This window comes from uncultured Candidatus Kuenenia sp. (assembly GCF_900696675.1).
Lineage (GTDB): Bacteria > Planctomycetota > Brocadiia > Brocadiales > Brocadiaceae > Kuenenia > Kuenenia stuttgartiensis_A.
The window spans coordinates 1-23,604 of record NZ_CAADGZ010000052.1; the positions used below are offsets into that span (position 1 = coordinate 1).

General features: G+C 40.6%; 21 protein-coding genes. 18 read left to right on the forward strand and 3 right to left on the reverse strand.

Annotated elements, in window-relative coordinates; all coding sequences use genetic code 11:
* Positions 1–782: 782 nt before the first annotated feature.
* The 18 genes from fliF to QZT26_RS09400 all read left to right on the forward strand — a co-directional run bounded on the left by fliF (position 783) and on the right by QZT26_RS09400 (position 19,130).
* Entirely contained in the window at positions 783–2,537 is a 1,755-nt protein-coding gene (fliF, locus tag QZT26_RS09315) for a flagellar basal-body MS-ring/collar protein FliF (RefSeq protein ID WP_295101792.1), read from the forward strand.
* 29 nt (positions 2,538–2,566) lie between these two features.
* A complete protein-coding gene (gene fliG, locus QZT26_RS09320; protein WP_099323982.1) occupies positions 2,567–3,595 on the forward strand; it encodes a flagellar motor switch protein FliG in 1,029 nt (342 codons plus the stop codon).
* Complete coding sequence (locus QZT26_RS09325) at positions 3,592–4,293, forward strand: FliH/SctL family protein (protein WP_099323981.1); 702 nt, start codon at positions 3,592–3,594, stop codon at positions 4,291–4,293. The genes fliG and QZT26_RS09325 overlap by 4 nt, the downstream gene beginning before the upstream one ends.
* Positions 4,293–5,612, forward strand: coding sequence for a flagellar protein export ATPase FliI (gene fliI / locus QZT26_RS09330; protein ID WP_164995755.1), 1,320 nt, complete (start codon positions 4,293–4,295; stop codon positions 5,610–5,612). The genes QZT26_RS09325 and fliI overlap by 1 nt, the downstream gene beginning before the upstream one ends.
* A gap of 108 nt (positions 5,613–5,720) precedes the next feature.
* Positions 5,721–6,185, forward strand: a complete 465-nt coding sequence (fliJ, locus tag QZT26_RS09335; RefSeq protein WP_099323979.1) for a flagellar export protein FliJ — start codon at positions 5,721–5,723, stop codon at positions 6,183–6,185.
* Positions 6,186–6,206: 21 nt separating this feature from the next.
* Positions 6,207–6,932 carry a hypothetical protein gene (locus QZT26_RS09340; protein ID WP_099323978.1) on the forward strand — a complete coding sequence of 242 codons (726 nt, stop codon included), beginning with the start codon at positions 6,207–6,209 and terminating at the stop codon, positions 6,930–6,932.
* 73 nt (positions 6,933–7,005) lie between these two features.
* The gene (locus tag QZT26_RS09345; protein WP_099323977.1) at positions 7,006–7,566 is read left to right on the forward strand and encodes a flagellar basal body-associated FliL family protein; all 561 of its coding nucleotides are present in this window, start codon (positions 7,006–7,008) and stop codon (positions 7,564–7,566) included.
* A 48-nt stretch (positions 7,567–7,614) separates the two neighbouring features.
* Positions 7,615–8,571 (forward strand): flagellar motor switch protein FliM, encoded by a 957-nt coding sequence (gene fliM / locus QZT26_RS09350; protein WP_164995266.1) that lies wholly within the window; start codon positions 7,615–7,617, stop codon positions 8,569–8,571.
* A gap of 31 nt (positions 8,572–8,602) precedes the next feature.
* Positions 8,603–8,965 (forward strand): flagellar motor switch protein FliN, encoded by a 363-nt coding sequence (gene fliN / locus QZT26_RS09355; RefSeq protein WP_164995265.1) that lies wholly within the window; start codon positions 8,603–8,605, stop codon positions 8,963–8,965.
* 737 nt (positions 8,966–9,702) lie between these two features.
* A complete protein-coding gene (locus QZT26_RS09360) occupies positions 9,703–10,167 on the forward strand; it encodes a flagellar biosynthetic protein FliO (protein WP_295101798.1) in 465 nt (154 codons plus the stop codon).
* Between the two features lie 190 nt (positions 10,168–10,357).
* A complete protein-coding gene (fliP, locus tag QZT26_RS09365) occupies positions 10,358–11,158 on the forward strand; it encodes a flagellar type III secretion system pore protein FliP (RefSeq protein ID WP_295101800.1) in 801 nt (266 codons plus the stop codon).
* A 614-nt stretch (positions 11,159–11,772) separates the two neighbouring features.
* Positions 11,773–12,042: a flagellar biosynthesis protein FliQ gene (fliQ, locus tag QZT26_RS09370; protein ID WP_164995263.1), complete on the forward strand. Its 270-nt coding sequence runs from the start codon at positions 11,773–11,775 to the stop codon at positions 12,040–12,042.
* Between the two features lie 141 nt (positions 12,043–12,183).
* On the forward strand, positions 12,184–12,966 hold the full coding sequence (fliR, locus tag QZT26_RS09375; protein ID WP_295101803.1) for a flagellar biosynthetic protein FliR: 783 nt from the start codon (positions 12,184–12,186) through the stop codon (positions 12,964–12,966).
* Positions 12,967–12,972: 6 nt separating this feature from the next.
* The gene (gene flhB, locus QZT26_RS09380; protein WP_169702931.1) at positions 12,973–14,022 is read left to right on the forward strand and encodes a flagellar biosynthesis protein FlhB; all 1,050 of its coding nucleotides are present in this window, start codon (positions 12,973–12,975) and stop codon (positions 14,020–14,022) included.
* 77 nt (positions 14,023–14,099) lie between these two features.
* Positions 14,100–16,187, forward strand: a complete 2,088-nt coding sequence (gene flhA, locus QZT26_RS09385; RefSeq protein WP_295101805.1) for a flagellar biosynthesis protein FlhA — start codon at positions 14,100–14,102, stop codon at positions 16,185–16,187.
* A 237-nt stretch (positions 16,188–16,424) separates the two neighbouring features.
* Positions 16,425–17,270: a MinD/ParA family protein gene (locus tag QZT26_RS09390; RefSeq protein WP_164995261.1), complete on the forward strand. Its 846-nt coding sequence runs from the start codon at positions 16,425–16,427 to the stop codon at positions 17,268–17,270.
* A gap of 656 nt (positions 17,271–17,926) precedes the next feature.
* Positions 17,927–18,214, forward strand: a complete 288-nt coding sequence (locus QZT26_RS09395; RefSeq protein WP_164995260.1) for a hypothetical protein — start codon at positions 17,927–17,929, stop codon at positions 18,212–18,214.
* Positions 18,215–18,350: 136 nt separating this feature from the next.
* Complete coding sequence (locus QZT26_RS09400; RefSeq protein ID WP_295101807.1) at positions 18,351–19,130, forward strand: FliA/WhiG family RNA polymerase sigma factor; 780 nt, start codon at positions 18,351–18,353, stop codon at positions 19,128–19,130.
* Positions 19,131–19,240: 110 nt separating this feature from the next.
* Here the strand turns inward: QZT26_RS09400 and QZT26_RS09405 are convergent, their stop codons facing one another.
* The 3 genes from QZT26_RS09405 to QZT26_RS09415 all read right to left on the reverse strand — a co-directional run bounded on the left by QZT26_RS09405 (position 19,241) and on the right by QZT26_RS09415 (position 23,044).
* A complete protein-coding gene (locus tag QZT26_RS09405; protein WP_295101808.1) occupies positions 19,241–20,875 on the reverse strand; it encodes an acetolactate synthase large subunit in 1,635 nt (544 codons plus the stop codon).
* A gap of 1 nt (position 20,876) precedes the next feature.
* Complete coding sequence (locus tag QZT26_RS09410; protein WP_295101810.1) at positions 20,877–22,244, reverse strand: NAD-dependent succinate-semialdehyde dehydrogenase; 1,368 nt, start codon at positions 22,242–22,244, stop codon at positions 20,877–20,879.
* A 599-nt stretch (positions 22,245–22,843) separates the two neighbouring features.
* Positions 22,844–23,044 carry a hypothetical protein gene (locus QZT26_RS09415; RefSeq protein WP_099323956.1) on the reverse strand — a complete coding sequence of 67 codons (201 nt, stop codon included), beginning with the start codon at positions 23,042–23,044 and terminating at the stop codon, positions 22,844–22,846.
* Between the last annotated feature and the right edge of the window lie 560 nt (positions 23,045–23,604).

A 23,604-nucleotide genomic window follows, 5' to 3' on the forward strand; every position in this document is an offset into this window, starting at 1 on the left:
TTCGACATTGGTAAACAGTTTAAATAATAAGACAAAAGAATACCTTCCTCAACTCAACGGGAGCATTCCCGATTTTTTGTAAAAATGCCATTAGCAGGGGGGAGGGGAAGAATAGTAACTCAAGCATCCAGCTTGAGGGTAAAATACCACAAGCTGGATGCTTGTGTTACAATGTACAATTAGTTAACCAAAAATCGGGAATGCTCCTGTTCAAACTATGTCCCCCGCTGGCGGGGGTGCAGGGGGTGGACTGGATTTCTCCACCGATTCAACTACCCCTTTATTATAAAAACAAATTTGACCCTCTTTCCCACGCTCCGCAGACAATTCCACCCCCTTAATCCCCCGCCAGCGGGGGACAGGTTTACCACATCCCTTGCTGCTTTCATGCCCTTGTGGGGTTGATACAGGTGCATTCCCGGTTTTTTGTGACATCTCCCATGTTTTAATGAAACGTAGAGTAGTCTTAACCCCTGGCAACGTTATTTTGCCCCCAATCACACAAACGGTTACAAAAAATCTGGAATGCTCCTATACCCTCCCGTCTTTCTGTTAAAATAATATACACTCAATTTACAGTAGAGTGTAATTATCGACTTCCACCTTCATTCGCCCGAATTCGTTTTGAAAACAATATTTTACCTGTTCTTGTAATGTATTATTTATCAATATGATAGGACATTTTTGTTGTTGGCGTGTCCATTGCTATCTGTTGGTATTGTAATTGCTTTGTATCCGAACGTACCAATAAAATACTCATAACCATCAAAGGAGCATTTACTATGAATTTAGACATGAATAGTTTTACAGGGCAGTTAAAGAATGTTTGGAAGGAAATTAGTTTTTCGCATAAATTTATTATGATATCGTTAACCCTGTCATTTCTGATTGGCATAGTTGGGGTAATGCAATGGGCCAGGAAACCAGACTTTGGATTATTGTACGGAGAATTAAGCCCGAAAGAAAGCGGGGAGATTATAAATCATCTGAGGGAAGCGAATATTCCATACAGAATAAGTGGGAATGGGACTACGATTCTCGTTCCCAATGATAAGATTTATGAGATGAGGCTCAAGTTTGCCAGTGAAGGTTTGCCCCATGAACAAACCGGGTATGAGTTACTGGACAAGGTAGGCTTTGGCTCTTCTGATTTTATCCAGAAGATAAATTATCGCAGGGCAATCCAGGGCGAACTTGCGAAAACAATTAAACATCTGGATTTTGTAGATTGGGCGCAGGTACACCTTGCCATACCTGAGAAATCTTTATTTGTTGAAGATGAAAAACCCCCAACGGCATCCGTTGTGTTGAAACTAAAAACCGGCGGTAAGTTAAAACCGGAACGAGTTGCAAGTATCGTACATTTGGTAAGCTCCAGCGTCGAGGGATTAATCCCTGAAAATGTTACGGTAACCGATACTCGGGGCAACCTGCTTTCGGAGAAAGAATCTCCTTTCTCACAGACAGGCGCAAGTAATGATCAATTGGAAATAAAGAAAAAAATAGAAGAATATTACGTGGCGAAGGCTCAGGATATGTTGGACAGGATTGTTGGAGCGGGAAAATCTGTTGTCAGGGTAAGCGCTGACCTGGATTTTCGTCATGTAGATGAAAAACAAATTGAGTTTGATCCTGAACGCAGGGTGCCTAAGGTTCAAACGGTAACTACCAAGGTATCCGGCGGTACTCCGTTTTCGGGGGGAGGTGTTCCCGGAATGCAGGCAAATCTTAACTTATCGCAATCAAGTATGCTTCAATCCTCCGGTTCTTCCGAAGAGGAAGAAACTGCGCAAACGCAATATGAATTAAGCAAGGTAGAACGTATGGTTTCAGATCACGGAGCGAATTTGAAAAGATTGTCCGTTGCTGTTCTTGTTGATGGCAAGTATGAAAAAATTGAGTCCGAAGATGGAAAAATACAACAAACATATGTTTCCAGAAATAATGAGGAAATGAAGGGAATTGCTTCTCTTGTAAAACAGGCGTTGGGGGTAAATATGGTTTCCCGCAATGATAGTTTTGAGATACAAAATGTACAGTTTTATGAAGCTGATTATGCAGAGGAAGAAGCAATTTTAAAGAAGGAACAACAAAAAGAATTTATGTTAAAACTGGCCAAAAACGGTTCGCTCGGCATAACAGTGCTGATGTTTCTGTTGTTTATGCTGCGAAGCATGAAGAAGATTAAAAAGAAGGCAGCACCTACGGTTGAAATGGAACACTTTTCGGCTAAGGGAAAGTCTGGTAAGCAAGGATTTGCCAAAATGCAGCATGACGATACTGCCGGCAGGAATAAACTGTTTGAAGAATTACGCATAAGCAAAGAGCGGCAAGGCATCCAATACACAAAGGAGGAATTGGAAGCGGCAGTAGAAGAAATGCTGGCGATGGAAGAGTCGGAAAATCCTGAAGAAATAATGGAAGGAATGAAAAGAGAGAAAAAACGGAAATTAATACTCGGACATATGCAGAAGGATACCGATCTTACCTCGACAGCATTAAAGAGGTGGATAGAAGGAGAATATATCTCATCGTAATAATGTAAAGAACAGGATATTATACCGATATGAAAACGAAATTAAACTTGTCAGGCATACAAAAGGCAGCAATTGCCTTGTCTATACTTGATCCAGACGTCGCTTCGGAAATACTTAAGACCTTTGATGAGAATCAGATTGTGGCGGTATCCGCCGAAATTACCCGCATGGAAAATGTGGATAATGAGATCGTGGACGCCGTTTTGGATGAACTCCGGCAAGAAATGAAACTCTGCGGCGGCCTGGTGGAGCATGATAAAAATGCTTTTAGAAAGATACTTGAAAAAGCGATTGGGACAGACAAAAGCGATGATATCATAGCGAATGTGGAGCAAGGGGTGATGCTCCCCACGCCTTTTTCCAATTTAAAGGATGTTTCTGACGATGAATACATGCGGTTGCTGATAGGAGAACACCCGCAAACGATTGCACTTATACTATCATATACGGAACCGGAACGCGCCTCCAGGCTGTTGTCCAGATTTCCCCTGGAAGCACAATCTGATATTATCATGAGGATCGCAACGCTCGAACTTCCTCCGATAAGTTTAATTACCAAGGTAAACGAGGTAGTTATGGCAAAGATAAAAACGGAAGGAAGAAGACGGAAGACGCCTGCGAAGAAAAGGCATAAATTTGCCTCGGAGATTATTGGTGGGCTGGAGGGCGGAGTGGATAAGGATGTGATTGAACAAATAAGCCGTAGAAATCCGGAGCTTGCTGAAGAAATAAAGAAGTTGATGTTTACTTTTGATGATATGATTTATGTTCTTGATGAAGCGTTTAGAAAAATACTTACAGAGGTGGATATAAATGTTATTGCGCTTGCATTAAAAACGGCGAATGCGGAGGTTGAGACAAAGTTTTTCAAAAACATGTCTAAACGTATTGGCGAGACGGTGAGGGAAGAAAGAGAGCTGTTGGGGCCGAGATTGTTGTCCGAAGTGCAGAGCGCACAATTGCAAATTGTAGAGGCGGTAAAGCGGTTGGAAGCAAAGGGCGAAAATGTTGTTCAAAAGAAGGGGGGGTCTTCCGGCAAGGACGATAAATTAGTATGAAAACCGGGAAGCGCGTTTATTCCTTACCTGTTATAAAGGGAGTGAAAGTTATAGAGACTGTAATACCTCATTCTCATAAAAAGCAAATAAACACGCTTAAAACAGAAGAAGAGTTAATAAATATAAAAGAAGAAGAAAAACTGAAAGAACTTGAATTAGCAAAGGAAAATGAATTAAGGGCGTTAAAAGAACAAGAAATCAGACTGGTGAGAGAAGAAGCCTTCAAAGAGGGGAAACTCTCTGCGGAAAAGGAGTTTCAATCAGAGATAGAAAAAACAAAAAGAAAATATGCAGCATTGATCACACTGCTTGAGGATGCGGTGAAACAATTAACGGAGAAAAGAGAAATAATCTGGAAGGACTCCGAATCGGAGATCATACATTTCGTATTGGCTGTTGCGAATAAAGTTGTTGGTTATGAAATTAACGAAAATGGCGCCAGCATTGTAAAACACGTTGTAGCAGAGGCTCTTTCTTATGTTGGGAATAATAAGATCGTTTCCTTGCGTATTTCCCCGGAGGATTATAAACGGTTTACGGCCGAAGACGCAGGAATAAAGGATTTTAACATTAAAATCATAGAGGATAAAATGATATCAGCCGGCGGTTGTGTTGTGGAAACAGATTTTGGCGATGTTGAAAGCTTGCTTGAAACACGGTGGGAAGAAATTAAAAAATCTGTAGGGGAAAAAGAGTGATGGCCACGCCATGCATTGATTTTGCTTTGCACAAAAAAAGGGTATCGGAATCGGTGTTGGTTCAACGCACCGGAAGGGTGGCCCATATCGCAGGTTTGGTAATAGAATCAAACGGGCCTTCTGTTCCTGTAGGAGAACTATGTTACATACATTCCAATAATGGAGAAACTCCAATACCGGCGGAGGTGGTAGGATTTAAAGAAAAAAGGATACTCCTTATGCCCATAGGGGAACTTGAGAGAATAGGCCCGGGAAACAGAGTAACCGCTTCAGGCTCGCCATTAACGGTGGGCGTTGGAATGGGGCTAATGGGAAGAATCTTAGGAGGACTGGGAGAGCCTATGGATGGAAAAGGGCCGTTAAACGTGGAAGAAAGGGTTTCCATTTATAATTCTCCCCCGGATCCTTTGACCAGAAGCAGGATAAAGGAGGTATTGGAGACAGGTGTACGGGCAATAGACGGCATGCTTACCTTCGGGCAGGGACAGAGATTGGGAATTTTTGCAGGGAGCGGCGTAGGGAAAAGCACATTAATGGGCATGATTGCCAGGAATTCCGGAGCGGAGGTTAATGTTATTGCGCTTATTGGTGAACGCGGAAGAGAAGTCCGGGAGTTTGTTGAAAAGAATCTCGGAGAAGAAGGCATGAAAAAATCGGTAATTGTATCGGTTACTTCTGACAAACCGGCTTTATTAAGGGTAAAGGGTGCCTATATCGCTTCCAGTATTGCGGAATATTTCAGAGATCGTGGCATGCGGGTATTACTCATGATGGATTCCGTTACAAGATTTGCCAATGCACAAAGGGAAATTGGGCTTGCAATAGGAGAACCCCCGACCTCAAAGGGATATACACCTTCAGTGTTCGCGTTATTGCCAAAGCTTCTGGAGAGAAGCGGCACGGGCACGAAGGGCAGCATCACTGGTTTATATACTGTATTGGTGGATGGTGATGATATGAATGAACCCATTGCTGACGCCGTAAGGGGTATTCTTGACGGACATGTGGTGTTGTCAAGGGCAATGGCGTCCCAAAACCACTATCCCGCCATTGATATCATGGAAAGCGTCAGCCGGTGTATGGATGACATCATTACCGGGGAACACAGGAAGGCTGCGCAGATGTTAAAGGCAGTATATGCAACGTATAAAGAAGCCGAAGACATGATAAATATAGGGGCGTACGCAAAGGGGGGCAACAAGAAAATTGATTATGCCCTATCAGTCATAGACGCTATAAACGAGTATCTTAAACAGGATATGACCACAAATGGTAATTTTAACGAATCCATTTCGAAATTGTCGGCATTGTTTACATGAGGTCACGGTATTATTGGTGGATTCGGCGTAAAAACCAACGCCTTAATCCACCCTACATAACTGCGCTCTTTGCAGTTAACATCTTTTTGGTTTCGGCTTTGTTGCGCTATGAAATTTCGTTTTAAATTCCAAAAATTACTTGATATTGAAAAATTTAAAGAAGAAGAGATTTCCAAAGAGTTAAAAACTGCGCAAAAAAAACTCCATGAAGAAAAGAAGATGGAGTTATTACTAAAATCTTTGCTTGAAACAAGGCAGATTGAAATGACAGAGATGTTGCAGACGTTTGCGGATGCGTCGACATTTGTTTTGTTTGAGTCGTATTTTGCCAGTCTTAATCGTGATATTATTGTCCAACAATCAAAAATAAAAAAGATTTCTGAAGAGATAGATCATGTAAGGCAAAAATTATTACATGTTTTTAAAAAAAGAAAGTTGTTGGAAAAACTAAGGGAAAGGCATAAAAAGGAATTCGACGATCAGGAGAAACGCCTTGAAATTAAAAAACTGGACGAGATAGCAACCTCCCGGTTTTATCACAAACACATCAGGGAAAAGGATGTATTGGAATAATCAATTTATGGAGATTATACTATGAAGCTCCCGATTAACAAAAAAATGCTGATGATGGCCGGAGTGGGGATGATCGTTCTGGGAGGAGCCGCATATTGGTTTCTTTTTATGAAAGGGAAAGCTCCTGCACCGGAACCGGAAGCGCAGGAATTATCTCCGGAAAATATAGATACGTCAGCGGCGGATACTGTAGGTGGAGAAGGTAAAGAAGCAAAGAATTTGTATGCGAGCAAGCTGCCTTCCGTCTATAAATCGAATGCAGCAAAGGTGTTTAAACCCTTGTCATCAAGCGAAGTCTCAAAGATGATAAATGAAATAACAGAAGAAAAACACGAATACAAGAAGAAGAAGGAACTCCTGGATCTTAGGGAAAAAATGCTTGAATCACTACGCGCCGACCTTAAAAAAGAGAGATATGAAATTGAAACACTCAGGGAAGAGTTGAATAAGGCGTTTGAGTTGATAACCGCAAGAATGCAGGAATTAAAGAAGGAGACTATTCAATTTGATGATCTCGAATTAAAGAATATCAAGAAGCTGGCCGAGGTTTACGGGGGAATGAAACCTCAAAAGGCTGCCATGATTTTAAAGGAAATGGACGAAGAGACCGCGGTAAAACTGCTAACAATGATGGATAAAAAAACATCTGCAAAAATATTGGAATCTGTTACTCCGTTTCTTGCGGTAAAGCTTAGCGAAAAGCTGAAATTGCTTGAAGATGGTGTACGGAGCAGTGGAAACCAATAGTGACGGTGGTTTTTTTCTGCATTTATTTTAATAAAGTGATAAAACATTTTAATATTTATTGAAGCGGGGGTTTATGAGAAAAAAAGACGCATTTCAAAAAAAGAAGGTGCATATGAATATCGGGGGAATACGTGGTAAAGTTATTGTATTTGCAACTAATATGTTTTTTATGGCAGGCATGTATTTCGGCGCGAATATATCAACAGGAGCTGAAATACCGGTCAACGTGATAACCGAAGAATTGCAAGGCCGCATAGGGGAAATAACGAAATATAGCGATGAAATCCCATTGAAGTCAGATAAAGATCCCAAGGAACCTTTGCCGCAAGGCCCTATTATTGTGACAATAGATACAATTGTTGTGAATCTTAGCGGGTCTAATTTAAGAAGGTATCTCAAGGCAAAGGTAATTTTGGAAGTACGCAATGAAGAGGCAAGAGGTAAGTTAGAAACCAGAACAATACAGGTAAAAGACAGGCTTATTTCCATTCTTTCCTCAAAGACCATAGATGATATTGATTCTGTAGAGGGTCGGGAATACATTAAGCGTGAAATAAAAGATTCCGTTGATGTGATATTGAATATGGAAAAAGCTGTTTTACAGGTCTATTTTGAAGATTTTGTTGTTCAATAAAGCATAATTACAGAAAATTATTGTAACCATTTATTCAGGTAATACGCTATGTCAGATGCTATTTTATCCAATGAAGAAGTTGATGCCCTGCTCAATGCGATAGAGAGCGGACAGGTACTGGTTGGAGAGCAAATTGAACAAAAAGTGGTAAAAAAGGTTCAGCATTACGATTTCAGAAGACCAGACAGGTTTCCGCGGGAGCAAAAACGACAACTGCAAAAAATTAGTGAGAACATGGCTGTTAACATGGGTTTGACTTTTTCTCAATATGTAAGGACCACCGTTGGTGTTGAACTTATCGCGATAGAGGAATTTAGTTATGAATTATTTCTCAATTCTTTTACGGATCTTGTATGTGCAAGTGTTGTTGACCTTACGCCGTACAGGGGAAAGGGTTGTTTAACCCTGGATGCGGGGTTTTGCCTTGCTATGATAGATCGTGGATTAGGCGGACCCGGGAAAATACAGCAGAAAATAAGACCTCTTACTATTATCGAAGAATCTGTGGTTTCACAAGTGTTGTCAAATGTACTCCATTCGATGTGTCTTTGCTGGAATGATGTTGCAGAGATAGAGTGGCAAATTGCAAAAACAGACATGGACTTGCGGTCGTTACAAGTGGCGCATAACACGGAAAGTATGATTGCCATAAATTTTGCGATTAGTGGTGAATTGGGCACCGGTACGCTTGTTTTTTGTCTTCCTGTTGCAACTTTAGAAGCAGTTATGGGAAAAATAACGGAGGCAACCCTTAATCGGGAAGAAGAGATTGTCATAATAAAGCAAACGCTCAATCAAGTCCCTTTATTAGTGAACACAATATTGGGTACAACACAGTTATCATTTAACGAACTTATCAATCTCAGAGTAGGGGATGTGATAAGTCTTGATAATAAGATTACGGACCATTTAAGTTTGGAAATAGATGAAGTGCCGAAGTTTTTTGGAACGCCAGGGGTTTCTGGCAAAAAACTCGCGATAAAAATAACATCCGTTTCGTTATAGTGGTATTGGTTTTTATTTAAAGAGGTGAAATATGAGTACAGAGCAGAAAGATGATGCACAGCCCACCATAGAATCTGTAGAATTTAGCCAATTAATTCCGGAAGAAATGGATAGTCAAAAGGGCGGCGAAGGCATGCCGAATTTAGATTTAATTTTAGATGTGACTGTCCCTGTATCCGTAGAATTGGGACGCGCGAATATGCTTATTAAGGATATTCTTGCTTTGTCTCAGGGTTCAATTGTTGAACTTGAAAAAGTGGCTGGCACTCCGGTTGAATTATTAGTCCGTGGAAAATTATTGGCAAGAGGAGAGGTGGTAGTAGTGGAAGAACGTTTTGGTTTAAAAATTACAGCAATATGTGGCCCACAGGATAGAGTGAGAAATCTTGGCTAAGACACATGACTACAGCATCATAACGAAAATTCTTTTGCAATTTATAAAAATAAAACAACCATGAAATACGAAAGGCGGGACCACAGATTTCACAGATTTCACAGATTAAAGAATTTGTAGTGACGCGGACACCGTGTTCCTGCAATTGACCAATGACTAAACAAATTGACATTTAATTCAACCTCCTCCGTTGGTTCAGGTTTGTAACCGTTCGGCTGAGATCACGACGAAGCCTGAACCACACGTTTTATACTCGCCTCTTTTCGTTGTCTTTCCCTCGTCTATCGTCCATCTTTCCAATCCACCCTACACTTCGTTTTTAATCCACCCTGTATTTTCAAAAAACTAAACTAATACGGTTTTTTTCATTGGGATTTTGTATTTTTGAATTTGTTTCGAATTTCGTATTTTTCGTTTCATGTCTGTTTGGTTCTGGCTATGCCGGCTTATGCATTTAAATGTGTATAAAAACACTACTTTACGTAGAAAAAAACTACGATTTAATCGCCGGTGTAATGGTGATGTATATTTATGACATAGAATTATTTATGTAAAATGGATTATTTTTTTAAAGCGTAAGTTGCATATCTTATTAAGGCATGCACTTATCCATTCTTTTACCACCGTTAAATAATGCGATACATTGGTAAATAGGCTTAAGGCATATTGTTTGCGAATTGTTGTGACGTAATAGTACCTTATCAGTAATTTCTTTATAATTTTTGTCAAAATATTTAATGAACAGACATTTACTCATTGTATTTTTTTTATTGTTTTTCTTAGGTAATACCACTTACGCTGCCGGGGATGCCGTTGATTCCGGAGAAAGACAAGAAGAGGTTGCCGTAAAAGATGAAGGCATTGGGGTTACCTCTCCGATTAATTTCCCAAAAGTTACAAAAGTAATAAAATCATTAGGCATTGTAATCATTATCATTGTCATCATGATGTATTTTTTACGCAAGAAACTTGGGATTAAAACAGGTATTCATAAAAAAAAGCGCTATATTTCAATCATAGAAACAACTTCACTGGGCGCAAAGAGGCACATCTATTTCATTAAAGTACCGGGGAAATTATTGCTTGTAGGCGCTTCAAATGAAAAGATGCAAACTCTTACAGAAATTACGGAAAAAGAGATTGTTGATTCAATTGATACAGAGGACAGAGGCAGTGAATATATGAAGTTTTTTAAAAAATAACTTAAAGTATAGGAATTTAAATCTTTTTAGTTAACCAATGAACAGATCCACCCCTCAATCCCCTCCCAAGAGGGGAATTTGATAAGTCCCCTCTTGGGAGGGGATTGAGGGGTGGGTAAAAATGAATGCCGTTGGGTCTTTGTCTTTTAAAAACCCAACCTAATTTAACTCTCACTGGACTCTCACTGGCATGGAAAATAGAATTGCTGTTCCGGGGAAAACACTTATGAAAAAATGGACGGGTTTTTTAATTTTTGGTGGAATAATGGCGTTGCTGGGTTTTTTAGGGACTGCAGAAGCTGCCGGCGAGACAGATTCTCCGCTGAAACTAACGATGAGCCTGGATAGTGTAAAAAACCCAAAGGAAATGGCAGGGGTGTTAAAGATAGTCTTTTTTTTAACAGGGCTTACTTTATTGCCCGGCCTTTTGCTGGCGATGACTTCATTTACCAGGATTATTATTGTCTTGTCTTTTGTGAGAAAGGCTTTGTCGTTTCATACACTTCCCCCGAATCAAATTCTTATCGGCATAGCTCTCTTTTTAACGTTTTTTGTTATGACTCCCGTTTGGACCGCAATCAATTCAGACGCATTACAACCGTATATTAAAGAGGAAATTACGCAGGATGAGGCTTTGAAAAAGGGGATTGAGCCTGTTCGTAAATTCATGCTGAAACAGACGCGGAAAAAAGATATTGCATTGTTTTCAAACATTGCAAAAGTAGAAAAACCCTTTTCAGCGAGTGACATTCCTATGCATATATTAATTCCTGCATTTGTCACTAGTGAACTGAAGACTTCTTTTCAGATGGGGTTTCTTTTGTTTCTGCCTTTTCTTGTAATCGATCTGGTGGTCGCCTGCGTATTAACGTCCATGGGTATGTTTATGCTGCCGCCAGTTATGATTTCAATGCCATTTAAATTAATTCTCTTTGTTCTGGTTGATGGCTGGCAATTAATCATCCAGTCTTTGGTCACAAGTATAGCGTAGGGGCGAAGCATTTGTCATGAATTTGGTGTAAATGCGTTCATGTCCAAACTGGCAAATATTCAAAACCCGGTTTTTTGTAACACGTTAGTTCTTTGAAAAATTTAGGGGGACATTAAAAACAATGTAACCCCGTTAGGGGCGGTCTGTTTGTAGCACAATAAAATTCACCAGGGTAAATAGCTACGTAGGAGCGGCCTGTATAGAATTGACAGGGAAACAGGTCGCTCCTGACGGAGCTAATATCTGTTATGGCATCTTATCTTGCTACAAACAGGTTGCTCCTACGGAGCTTATAGGGAATACGTTTTTCAAAATGCTAAAGGGGTGTATTCCCGATTTTTTGTGATTTCCGCCATGTTTTAATGAAACGTTGCAGTAGTGTTAACCCTGACAGGGTTTCAAACCCTGTCAGGGTTGTTTTGCCCCGACTCCATGAACGCTTACAAACAATCGGGAATGCACCCATGCTAAAATGCTAAAGTGTTACGGTTTTTTTCATTGGGATTTTATGTTTTGGAATTTGTTTAGTATTTCGTGCTTCGTATTTTTTATCTCGTGCTTGTTTGGTTCTGGCTATGCCGGCTTAGGAATTTCAATATATTGAAGGATATGATATGACTCCGGAAGTAATAACCACTATTGGAAAAGATTTTTTGCAAACTACCTTTCTTATGATGGCGCCCCTGCTTGGGGTTGCAATGATAGTTGGACTAGCTATCGGTATATTCCAGGCTGTTTCGAGTATTCATGAACAAACACTGACGTTTCTGCCGAAAGTGTTTGCCGTTTTGGGGATGTTCTTATTTTGTTTGCCGTGGATGCTGCGGATTATGACGTCATACACGGTAAACCTGTTGGGTGAACTGGCAAAATACAGTAAGTAGTACCTTATCAGTAATTTCTTTACATTTTTTGGCAAAATATTTAATGACCCCTTCCGCAGTCGGCAATCGGCAAATTGCAGATTGAGGACTGAGGACTATTTTCACGCTTGTTTGGTTCTGGCTAGGCCAGGTTAGGTGCTTATGGAAAATTTGTTCGATTTCATTAACGACCTGCCCTTTTTAATGCTGGTGTTTTTTCGTGTAGGCGGGATACTCCTTTTCGCCCCGGTCTTTAGCAATACCCATATACCAATGCTCCTGCGTATTGCTATTGCCCTGATACTGGCATTTATTCTTTATCCCAATCTGGATAAAAATCTGCATGAATTGCCTTCAGAGCTTATCCCCTTTGGTTTAATTGTTGTAAAAGAGATTGCTATTGGCGCTATTGTTGGGTTTGCAGCGTCAATACTGTTTGCTGCGTTTAGTATGGCCGGGTATTTGTTAAGTAACCAAATGGGACTGGATATGGCGGTTATCGCCGACCCTTCATCCCTGAGCGGAGATGAAGAGCCAACCGTTTCCGTATTTTACAATTTGATAGCCATATTGCTATTGCTGGCAATTAATGGCCACCACTATTTTATAAATGCAATTGCGCAAAGCTTCCATGCTGTACCCATTGGCAGCTTTGATTATACAACGGCAATACTAACAAAAATACTCAGTCTCTTTAGAACGCTTTTCGTAATAGGGATTAAAATATCCATCCCCGCCTTTGTTGTCTTGATGTTGTCGGTCGTTGCAATGGCGTTGATGGCGAAGGTGGCGAAGGAAATTAATATATTTGTTATTGCATACCCAATAAAAATAATAATCGGCTTCATTGTGGTTTTTGTCTCGTTTCCACTCATGATTGGCGCAATGAGGATGTATATCGTTGGTTTTGAAAAGGGGTTAATGTCGTTGCTATCGGCAATGTGAGGGAAAATGGCTGATACGGAAAAGACTGAACAACCCACCGGCAAACGTATAAGCGAGGCGCGCCAAAAAGGAAGCGTAGCCCAAAGTCCCGACCTAAGCAGTGCGATTGCTATCCTGGTAGGTTTTTTACTGTTATATGCATTGGGTAATATTATGTATGCGGGTATGAAAGAGATAACCGTTTTTACCCTTCAGAACTTATCACAGAAGGATATTACCCCGGACATTATTGTAGAAAAGATTATTTATTACATCTATGTAAGCGCGAAAATTTTGCTCCCTATCCTGGGAGGATTATTGATTGTCGGATTGATCGTTTCATATATGCAGACCGGTCTCTTGTTTACCCTTAAGCCGTTAAAGCCTGACTTAACAAAACTCAATGTGATAAGCGGCGTAAAAAAACTCTTTAATGTTCAATCCTTTGTAAAACTTTTATTTTCCGTTGTAAAGCTTCTGTTAATTGGCGGTATCGGCATCCTTTACATCAAAAAAGAGCTTGCCAAACTGGATAACCTGATAGACATAGGCATTGCACAATTTTTTATTCTTACCACGAAACTGACATTCGGACTGGTAATGCGTGTATCGATAGCGCTCGTGATCCTGGCAATGGTAGATTATATCTATCAAAAATGGCAATACAAACGCGGCATGAAAATGTCTAAAAAAGAGGTGAAGGATGAAAGGAAGCAAGCGGAGGGTGATCCGGTAATAAAGTCAAAAATCAGGTCTGCGCAGATTCAGATGGCGTTGAAACGTATGGCTTCCGCGATCCCAAAAGCAGATGTTGTCGTAACGAATCCAACGCATTACGCCGTAGCATTGAAATACGACCGTAAATCAATGCATGCGCCCAAAGTTGTTGCAAAGGGAGCGGATTATATTGCCCTGAAAATAAAAGAAATTGCAAAAATAAATAAAATTCCCATTGTTGAAGAACGGTCGCTTGCAAGGACATTGTACAAAACAGTGGACGTCGGCAAAGAAATACCGCAAAAATTGTACTATGCAGTTGCAAAGGTACTGTCCTATGTGTACGGATTAAAGAAGTAAATGGAGAAAAACAGACAGAGGCAATAGTGATGAAAATTCCTAAAATGTTTTTTTAATGAAAAGTGACAATATAAATCATGGCAGCAGATAAATTAAATTCTCAAGGGAAAAACGCCTTTTTTAAATATCTTTTTAAAGGAGATATGGCGTTAATTATTGGCGTGATAAGTATTTTTATCGTGCTTATTATACCTGTGCCGCCTTTTATTATTGATTTGCTTGTTACGACAAATATCTCATTGGTTCTTTTGTTGCTGCTGGTTGCTCTCCATATAAAAGGAGCATTAGATTTATCGTCTTTCCCTTCTATATTGCTGTTTATGACGCTTTTTCGCCTGGCGCTCAACGTGGCTTCTACCCGGCAGATATTATTGCAAGGTTACGGTGGAAAGGTGATTGGCGCATTTGGAGATTTTGTTGTTGGCGGCAATATGTTTGTGGGGTTGGTTATTTTCTTAATTATTGTTGTAATACAGTTTATTGTCATAACAAAAGGTGCAACGAGAATCGGGGAAGTGGCTGCAAGGTTTACTCTTGACGCAATGCCAGGAAAACAGATGAGTATTGATGCGGACTTAAATGCGGGACTCATCACAGAAAAAGAGGCACGTGAACGAAGGGAAAAGCTTTCCAGGGAAGCAGAGTTTTATGGCGCAATGGATGGTGCCGGTAAATTTGTCAGCGGCGATGCGGTTGCCGGCATAATAATCGTACTCATAAACATTGTTGGCGGCATTGTTATGGGTATGCGGAGTGGAATGTCTGTTTCCGAGGCAATGCAGCATTATACTCTTTTGACCGTTGGGGATGGCCTTGTCTCCCAAATTCCTTCATTTATTATCGCCACGGCATCTGCGGTCATTGTCACCAAGACTTCCTCCACCGGTGAGAATCTGGGAACGGATGTTACGGGACAGTTATTTAGCCAACCTAATGCCATTGCTTTTGCGGGAGGAATTCTTACGCTGTTCAGCATTGTACCGGGATTACCAAAAATACCGTTTTTGGTTCTTGCCGGCTTCTTCTGGATGATGTTCTTTGTTCTCAGAAGGTCTTCTAAGGAGACAGAACTGGCGGAAGCGCTTGTAAAAGAGACTGAAGGCATGGCGCGGGAACCGAAGAAGGAGGAGAGTGTTGAAGGCATGTTGCGTGTTGACCGGATGGAGCTTGAAGTCGGCTATAAACTGGTACCGCTGGTTGATCCGAATAAAAATGGCGGTATTCTTGAGAGAATAAATACCTTGCGTATGCAAATTGCAAAAGATATGGGGATGATCGTTCCGCCTATCAGGGTAAGGGATAATTTGCAACTGGAGACAAATAAGTACGTGGTAAAAATAAGAGGACAGGAAATTGCACACGGAGAATTGCTGACGGGCAGTTATCTTGCAATAGACTCCGGAGCAGTTACCCAGAAAGTGAATGGCATAGAAACATTAGACCCTGCATACGGCCTTCCCGCCCTTTGGATTACCGATGCGGTAAAGGAAGACGCCGAAGCTTTGGGATATACGGTAGTTGATCCCGCATCCGTAATGATAACACATTTAACCGAAATTATAAAAACACATGCATACGAGATCCTTTGTCGTGAAGACGTACAAAAACTATTAGAAACGGTGAAGAAGGATTATCCGACTATTGTGGAAGAGCTAGCGCCAAATATAATTTCCCTTGGCAGTATCCAGGAGATTCTTAAAAATCTTTTAAAGGAACAAGTGCCTATCCGGGATCTTTCATCCATTCTTGAAACAATAGCTGATTACGCTCCGGCAACAAAGGATATAGAACAATTGACCGAATACGTAAGGCAAAGACTCTCCAGGACAATATGTAAAAGATATCAGAATACCGAAGGCAAGATAGGTGTGATCTCTTTCGACCCCCATCTGGAACAAACCATAGCAAACGCAATTCATAAGACAGAAAAGGGAAATCTGCTGGCACTGGACCCGAATATGGCACATAAAGTAATTGATAAATTAGCAGAAATAGTAAGAGGTTCACTTACTTCCGGCTATGAGGTTGTCTTGTTAACTTCATCATCCGTGAGAAGCCATGTTCGCCGGCTTATAGAAAATGCGCTGCCGCAGTTGGCAGTATTGTCGTATAAGGAAATTTCTCCCGGCGTAATGATTGATTCGGTAGGGGTTGTGAAGCTTTAGTACATTAGCAGTAATTTCTGTACATTTATTGGCAAAATATTTACTGCTGAAATCCGAAATGCTAAATATGAATCTACCACCTGCACCCCCGTCAGCGGGGGACAATGTCCCCCGCTGGCGGGGGTGCAGGGAGGAGGATTTTGGAATGTGTTTCGTGCTTCGTATTTTTTATAAATGTGAAAACTATTTTTTATTTGTAGCAGTAAATATGTTTTACCCGTGGAGGCATTGCACAACGTGATAGAAAACCAAAATACGGCGGCAGGCCTTTCTGCCGTAAGAACTATAGCGATTACGAGCGGCAAGGGCGGCGTTGGGAAAACAAACATCGCCACAAACATTGCGATAATTATGAGGAAATACAAAAAAAAGGTTTTGCTGATAGATCTTGACCTGGGCCTTGCCAATATCGATATTTTATTGGGAATACATCCAGAATATACCTTGCAGGACGTCATTGAAGGACGGAAAGAAGTAAAAGAGATAATTGTAGAAGGGCCTGAAGGGATAAAAATCGTACCCGCCAGCTCCGGCATTGAAGATATGGCGAATCTGAATGCAAACCAGAAAGAACAATTATATAAAAGCTTCAGTGGATTAGATGAAGAAGTGGACATTGTGATTGTTGATACAGGCGCCGGTATTTCATCTGATGTATTGAATTTTGTATTAGCGTCAAATGAAATATTACTTATTACAACACCTGAGCCAACGGCGATAACAGATGCATATGCTATGATAAAGGTTCTTTCGAGAAAAAGAAAAAATACAACGATAAAGTTGTTTATAAATAATTCGGATAGCAAGGATGAAGCCGATTCCACGGTGAAAAAAATAGCACTGGTATCGCAAAGGTTTCTCGATGTAAAACTGGAATACGTCGGCTATATGCTTCACGATCAAAATGTTTCCATTGCAACGCGTATGCAAAAACCCTTTACGGCTCTTTATCCTAACACAAAAGCAACCAGTTGCCTTAATAAATTGGTTGCCACGCTTTTAAAGAATAGTGATTCAACACAATCACTTGGCGTTGGAGATTACTTCAGAAGAATTACGAATGTAGCAGCATTTGACGGATAACCATTGTGACAATGTATTACCTTAGCAGTAATTTATTTGCATTTTTTTGGCAGAATATTTAATGGTGAAATACGATAATGATGAAACACGAAACAAATTTTAATGACTAAATGATTTGAAATTCTAAACAAGCCTTTTTCGTATCTCGTATTTCATGTTTCATATTGTTGTATGTTTTGAATTTTATGCTTTGTTATTCGGATTTGTTTCGTATTTCATATTTTTTATATATGGAAGTACTATTATAGAATTAAATAAAATATAGCGGGGGAGCGTTGGTGATATGGAACGGGTGCATTCCCGATTTTTTGTATATCTTCACACATTTTGTTTTTTTACAAAGAATTGTAATACTTTAGTCCTATGAAAAAAACCGCTCGTTCCCAAGCTCCGGCTTGGGAACGGGATTGTTTGAGAAGCTCCAGCTTCGAATGGAAAAGGGAATGAACCCATGATGTCAGCTTGGAGGCTTTTCAGTATGTTACCCAAGATATTTGGAAACCTCTTTTGAATCGAATAATACACGAAGCTTCGCTTGCCGGCTAAATGGAAGCTAGAGCTTCCAACGCAATTACGTTCCCAAGCCGGAGCTTGGGAACGAGCATTTTTGTTTTTCCAAAAATCTAAACTGTTACAAAAAATCAGGAATGCTCCCTATGGAACAAATATTTGCTCAGGCACGAATATATCTCATAGTACTTGTATTTTTTGTCTCTTGCTTTCTCGGGCTGAACTCAAAAGTATCATTGCCTGCACTGGCGCTCAGAAGTATTATAATAGCGGGAATTACGGGTATTATAAGCCATTTTTTCCTAAAATACATACTTAGCGTATTTACCACTGACACGCAAAAAGAAGATACAGAAGATGCGCCTGAACAATCCCAGATAAATGAGGCAGAAACTGACGGCAATAGAGGAAAAAATGGAGGCATGGGCAGATAATACCGTATTGATTTTTACTAATCTGGCAGAGTATCGAATCTGAAAAACGATGATTCGATGGTTGTATGGTTTGCGAAAATTGCTTTTAAATAAAACAAAATTCATGACCTTAGGTTACGAATGAGGATAAAAATCTATGTTAGGACAAAAAAGTATAATGGTTAAAAAAAGCAAGGGAAAGCCAAATTACAAGAATAAAAATCTAATAGACAGAGAAAAATTAGTTACAGAGAATCTATCGCTGGTAAAGTATGTAGTAAACAAATTTATTATTTATTTACCTTCTTTTGTGGATAAAGAGGATCTTATCGAATACGGTGTTATTGGCTTGCTGGAAGCATCGGAGAGATTTGACCCCTGCATGGACACGAAGTTTGGAACATTTGCCGTCTCAAGAATTCGTGGAGCGATATTGGATCACCTGAGGGCACAAGATTGGCTGCCGCGCTCCGTTCGTGAGAAGGTCTCATTGGCGAGAGAGGCATATGCAACATTAGAACAAAAATTAAACAGGCATCCACTCCCGGAAGAAATTGCGGCAGAACTGAAGATTGATACTGCTGAGTGGGAAAAATTACTGGTGGAAATTAACTTCGGCATGTTTCTTTCACTCGAAGAAATGAATGCAAAGTCGGAGGATGGTAATAAAGAAGCGGCAGGAATGCTATTTGCTGACTCAAAAATAGGCGACCCGTTAAGTAATATTGAGACAGAGGAAGAAAAAGAACTTTTAGTTGCGGCGATTAAAGAATTGCCGGCTCGTGAAAAATTGGTAATAACACTCTATTATTACGAAGACTTAATGCTGAGGGAAATCAGCCAAATGCTGGATATTTCAGAATCACGGGTTTCACAAATTCACCATCAGGGCTTATTTATGCTTCGTTCTAAGGTAAGGAAAATTCCTATTAAGTAGTCTTCGTTTCCCCCACCTTCCTGAAAAATTTCATGGGTAAAGTAATCACTCAACAGTCTACACTCTGCAATTTGCCGAACTGCCGACTGCGCTTTATGCAGCAGGTAATATTACAGCAATTCACACACACAATTTTGAAGTTCCTGTGAAAATACGTCGTAATTTACGGAATAGTCAACGGGGCATTCAATGACTGCCGGTTTGTTCAGGGAAAAAGCCTGGCGTAGTACGTCAGAAAGGTGTTCTCCTTTGTTTATCTTAAAACCGCTTGCGCCATAACTCTCTGCGTACTTTACAAAATCGGGGTTGCTGTAATCGAGGGCAAAATTCCTTAACTTCATATTCTTTTGCTTCCATTTTATGAAACCAAAGGCATTATCATTTACGATGAGTACCACAACCGGTATTTTGTACCTGACGGCCGTTTCCAGTTCCTGAGAATTCATCATGAAACCACCGTCGCCAACAACCGCAAGCACTTTTTTCCCTGGATTGAGCAGCTTTGCCGTGAGCGCTGATGGCAATCCAGCGCCCATGGTAGCAAGCGCATTGTCAAGAAGCAGGGTGTCAGGTGCATACGTCCTGTAGAGTCTCGAAAACCATAGCTTGTAAATACCATTGTCCAGCGTGACGATGTCTTCCCTGTCGAGTGTTTTTCTGACGTGGTACACAATTTCCATGGGAGTGAAGGGATATTTTCCCTCTTCTTTTGCCGCCAGTTTCTTTTCCAGAAAATTGCGGAGTTTTTCGAATTCCGGAGTGGTTTTCTTCTCTATCTTTACCGCCAGTTTTCTTAATGAATGGGAGATGTCCCCGATTACCTCAATATCCGGATTAAAATATTTATCCGTTTGTGCGTCAACAAAGTCGATATTTACAATCTTCTTATGAAGGTCTTTATTCCATACAAAAGGAGGATACTCAACCGTGTTATATCCAATGGTGATAATCAAATCAGCCAAATCGATGCCGCAATTTACGTAATCCCTTTTGTGTATCCCTGTGGCGAACAGGCTGTATGGACAGTCGTCCCCGATTACCCCTTTCCCCATTTGTGTGTGTACTACGTAAATCTGCGTCTTATTTATAAAGTCCTGAAGATGTTTTGTGATTCGTTTTCTGTTTGCGCCGGAAGAAAGGATGATCAAAGGATGTGTTGCCTTATTAATAAGTTCCGCTGCTGCACCAATCGCGCGGTGGTCCGGGGATGGCCTTCTGATAAATCCCCTCTTTTGAGTCGGGGCGTTTGCCTTTGAAGACGCCACATCTTCGGGAAGTTCAACATGAACGGCGCCCGGCCTTTCATCTTCTGCAATTTTGAATGATTCTCTTACAATTGTCGGAATGTTGTTTGGGTCAATGATTGACACGCTTTGTTTTGTAATTGGTTTCATCAGGCTGACGATATCTACTGCCTGAAATTTTGCCTGCCAGTTATTTACCAGCGCCTTTTGTCCGGTAATAGCGATTAATGGGGCGCCGATTAGCTGGGCGTGTGCGACTCCGGTGACCATATTTGTGGCGCCAGGCCCTAGGGTTGAAAAACAAACCCCTGCTTTTCCGGTAAGCCTTCCGTATGTTGCCGCCATAAAAGCCGCCGCCTGCTCGTGTCGCGTAATAAAGAGTTTTATCTTTGCCTTGCGAATGGAGTCCAGGAAATCAAGATTTTCTTCACCCGGCAAACCAAAAATATATTCAACGCCTTCTTCCAGCAACTGGTGAACGAATAAATCAGAAGCCTTCATCTTAATTTTTTACCACCACTGTTTTTATATTGACAAATGCTTTAATACCATAATGGGACAATTCCCTTCCGATCCCTGATTTCTTTATGCCTCCAAACGGCATTCGGGGATCCGATTTTACCATGTCGTTGATTGCCACAATACCCGACTGAATGCGCGTTGCAAGCCTTTGCGCTTTATCAACGTCTCTGCTCCAGATGCATGCGCCCAAACCATATTCCGTATCATTTGCAACCAAAACAGCCTCTTCTTCATTTGCTACTCTTAAAACAGGGGCAATTGGCCCGAATACTTCCTCTCTGGCAATTCTCATCTCGCGGGTTGCATTCGTCACGATGCATGGTGTAAAAAAGAACCCTTTTGGGGGTCTTGGTTCATCCGTAAAAATAATCTTTCCGCCTTTTTGTCTTGCATCGTTTAACAGACCTTCCAATTCTTCCACAAAATCCCTTCGCGCCAAGGGGCATACCGTTGTATTCTCATCCATAGGGTCTCCCATTTTTAAAGACCGGAAATGTTCCGTAAACCTGCTGATAAACTGTCCGGCGACGGCTTCAATAACAATAAACCTCTTTGCCGCAATACAGCTTTGTCCGACGTTCAGCATCCGCGCCCTTGCCGCAGTTTCCGCAGCTCTGTCAATATCCGCATCTTTCAGTACGATAAACGGATCTGAACCACCGAGTTCAAGGACAATGGGTTTGATTCTTTTCCCTGCGATTGCCCCGATTTGTTCTCCGGCTTTATTGCTGCCTGTAAGGGAAACTGCGTCCACCTTGTCTTCATCAATGAGTTGTATTGCTGATCCTGCGTCGATCAATAGGGTCTTAAATATGTTATGCGGAAACCCTGCATTGGTAAAAATGCTTTCTATTTCAAGGGCAGACCGTGGAACGTTGGAGGCGTGCTTCAGCACGCAGGCGTTTCCGGAGACGATTGCAGGCACGGCACAGCGAAATACCTGCCAGAAAGGAAAATTCCAGGGCATTATTGCCAACACTATTCCCAAAGGTTCAAAGTTTACGTAGCATTGTTTTTCTCCGGTTTGAATGTACTCTGTCTTCAAAAACGCCACGGCATTTTCTGCGTAATATTCACACAGTTTCGCGCATTTTTCCACCTCCGCAGTGGATTCTGTAATAGATTTTCCCATTTCCCTTGTGATGGTGGCAGCATATCTCCTTTGTTCCTTCCGTAATTCCATGGCTAAATTTTGAACGAGTTTCGTTTTTTCGGTTATTTCTACATTACGCCATTTAAGGAAGGCTTCACGGGATTTCTTTATTTCCACATGCAACTGATTTTCCGTAAGCAGTTCAAACTCTTCGATAATCTCTTCTGTATAGGGATTTATTGATGTAATTTTCATCTATGACCCGCCTGAAATTGCTTTTTTATGTTAAAAAAATAGTAACAATTTAATTTTAAGTTTAGGAATTTCAATATTAATGTAGAGACGCATTGTATGTGTCTCTACATTAATATTTTACAATGCCATATAATATTTATCCCGAACTTTTTTGTAATTATAGTCAAATAAATAACATTAATGGATTGTGACTATTAAGCGTAATCTATTAGACTACCGAAGCACAACTCGTACCCAAGGCTCCTGTTTGGGTAAGTAATAGCGCCGGAAACTACATTCATTGGTTTGCAAACCCGAACCCGCCGGTAGTCGTGTAATATTTACGCTGAATAGTTGCCTTACCAGTGTATAAAAGGTGATGTCAAAGATTAAACAGAATGTGAAAAAAAGGTCATGCGATGCCGTTGGTCCTGGGGTGAAGAAAGAGACAAAAAGATAAATGGGATAAGCATCAAGGCCATAGATTGCAACAACAGGTTTAAGCGGGACGGCTTAATTGCCGTCCCGCTTAAGATGTTTTGCTGAGGCACAATGGTTATTTATTTTTATAAATAATAATCATTAGCGCATCCCATTGTTTTCTAAAAACAGGCGGACGTTCAGGAAAAATCCTTTTCCATCACCGTTTTGCGTCCGTCCGATTTAGCATTTTCAATTGCCTGGTCGCACAAGTTGCGGACGATGCCAGATAACTTCGACGCAACATTGCCGGCCGTATTCATTCCGGCGGTTGAGCGGATATAGTTTTTCAATTTTGATATAACTACAAGTACTTCCTGTTCGTTTTCTGAGTTGCTCATATATTCCCTCTGAATATTTTTAGAAATTAAATTCCACACGATGTATATCACATTGGAAGTGCCAAGGCGTAAGGCTCCGTGTGGGATACTATTTTACAGCGCCTTGTGATGTTTCATAATATTTACGTCAGTTCATTCCAGATTTTCATCCCCCTTTTCCATAAAATTTATTGAGGTTTTTCAAAAAAATAAATTATTAGAGATTGTTACAATACTTTTAGCGATATGTTATATCACAGTTTATATCAATTAATACAGATAAAAACATACGAATTGCAGTATCTTCGAATTCCCCCCTTTTGTCGAAAATAGCAATAACAGGGTTTCCCTCACATACACCATCAGATAGTTTTTCGCATAATCTCTTTCGAAATCTCCAACAATGATTTTTGATCGTGCTTCAACCTCGTTTAGAATTTCAAATCATTTTATCACCTAAATCCTGCAAACGATTTTCGCAATGCGAAAATCAGTATTTTCCACTACCAAGATTGGCAAAAAGCGATAACAGATATCCGTTTTTTAGCAATTGTGGTAGCGCTATTGTACTACTTTAAACA

Bases quoted from the DNA above. Each gene is read 5' to 3' on its own strand.
- fliJ (WP_099323979.1), top strand. From the start codon at position 5,721: ATGAAATTTCGTTTTAAATTCCAAAAATTACTTGATATTGAAAAATTT.
- fliN (WP_164995265.1), top strand. From the start codon at position 8,603: ATGAGTACAGAGCAGAAAGATGATGCACAGCCCACCATAGAATCTGTA.
- fliI (WP_164995755.1), top strand. From the start codon at position 4,293: ATGGCCACGCCATGCATTGATTTTGCTTTGCACAAAAAAAGGGTATCG.
- fliM (WP_164995266.1), top strand. From the start codon at position 7,615: ATGTCAGATGCTATTTTATCCAATGAAGAAGTTGATGCCCTGCTCAAT.
- QZT26_RS09325 (WP_099323981.1), top strand. From the start codon at position 3,592: ATGAAAACCGGGAAGCGCGTTTATTCCTTACCTGTTATAAAGGGAGTG.
- QZT26_RS09405 (WP_295101808.1), bottom strand. From the start codon at position 20,875: ATGAAGGCTTCTGATTTATTCGTTCACCAGTTGCTGGAAGAAGGCGTT.
- fliF (WP_295101792.1), top strand. From the start codon at position 783: ATGAATTTAGACATGAATAGTTTTACAGGGCAGTTAAAGAATGTTTGG.
- fliP (WP_295101800.1), top strand. From the start codon at position 10,358: ATGGAAAATAGAATTGCTGTTCCGGGGAAAACACTTATGAAAAAATGG.
- fliQ (WP_164995263.1), top strand. From the start codon at position 11,773: ATGACTCCGGAAGTAATAACCACTATTGGAAAAGATTTTTTGCAAACT.
- QZT26_RS09340 (WP_099323978.1), top strand. From the start codon at position 6,207: ATGAAGCTCCCGATTAACAAAAAAATGCTGATGATGGCCGGAGTGGGG.
- flhB (WP_169702931.1), top strand. From the start codon at position 12,973: ATGGCTGATACGGAAAAGACTGAACAACCCACCGGCAAACGTATAAGC.
- QZT26_RS09410 (WP_295101810.1), bottom strand. From the start codon at position 22,244: ATGAAAATTACATCAATAAATCCCTATACAGAAGAGATTATCGAAGAG.
- QZT26_RS09395 (WP_164995260.1), top strand. From the start codon at position 17,927: ATGGAACAAATATTTGCTCAGGCACGAATATATCTCATAGTACTTGTA.
- fliG (WP_099323982.1), top strand. From the start codon at position 2,567: ATGAAAACGAAATTAAACTTGTCAGGCATACAAAAGGCAGCAATTGCC.
- flhA (WP_295101805.1), top strand. From the start codon at position 14,100: ATGGCAGCAGATAAATTAAATTCTCAAGGGAAAAACGCCTTTTTTAAA.
- QZT26_RS09400 (WP_295101807.1), top strand. From the start codon at position 18,351: ATGTTAGGACAAAAAAGTATAATGGTTAAAAAAAGCAAGGGAAAGCCA.
- QZT26_RS09360 (WP_295101798.1), top strand. From the start codon at position 9,703: ATGAACAGACATTTACTCATTGTATTTTTTTTATTGTTTTTCTTAGGT.
- QZT26_RS09415 (WP_099323956.1), bottom strand. From the start codon at position 23,044: ATGAGCAACTCAGAAAACGAACAGGAAGTACTTGTAGTTATATCAAAA.
- fliR (WP_295101803.1), top strand. From the start codon at position 12,184: ATGGAAAATTTGTTCGATTTCATTAACGACCTGCCCTTTTTAATGCTG.
- QZT26_RS09345 (WP_099323977.1), top strand. From the start codon at position 7,006: ATGAGAAAAAAAGACGCATTTCAAAAAAAGAAGGTGCATATGAATATC.